This window comes from Bradyrhizobium campsiandrae, from assembly GCF_014529705.1.
GTDB classification, from domain to species: Bacteria; Pseudomonadota; Alphaproteobacteria; order Rhizobiales; family Xanthobacteraceae; genus Bradyrhizobium; species Bradyrhizobium campsiandrae.
Genome location: NZ_JAANIH010000278.1, coordinates 1 through 385 on the forward strand (window position 1 = coordinate 1; position 385 = coordinate 385).

Here is a 385-nt window from a genome sequence, read left to right on the forward strand (position 1 = left end):
AACATGGACCACGATATGGCCGAAAGGGATCACAGCCAAATGAACATGAATCACGAAACTATGAATATGAGTGGGATGAATCACGGTGATATGGATATGGCTGGGACCGACATGATGATGCACGGTGGCTCAATGATGCATATGGGGAATTTGAAAGTCAAATTTTGGGTCTCCGTTGTCTTAGCGATTCCAGTTTTACTGTTAGCACCAATCATGGGTTTAAACGTTTCCATCCTTAGTTTCAGTTCACCGCTAATTGTTGGCATTATCATCGTTTTGTTTGATACAGAACTTTACTTTTATGGCGGAATGCCATTTTTAAAGGGGGCTAAAGCGGAAATTCAGAATAAATCTCCTGAAATGATGACGCTAGTAACCCTTGGAA

General features: G+C 41.3%; 1 pseudogene. It reads left to right on the forward strand.

Annotation, left to right across the window (positions count from 1 at the left end):
• Positions 1 to 15: 15 nt before the first annotated feature.
• Positions 16 to 385 (forward strand): annotated as a pseudogene (locus tag G8O24_RS47425) (copper-translocating P-type ATPase); the annotation flags it as partial.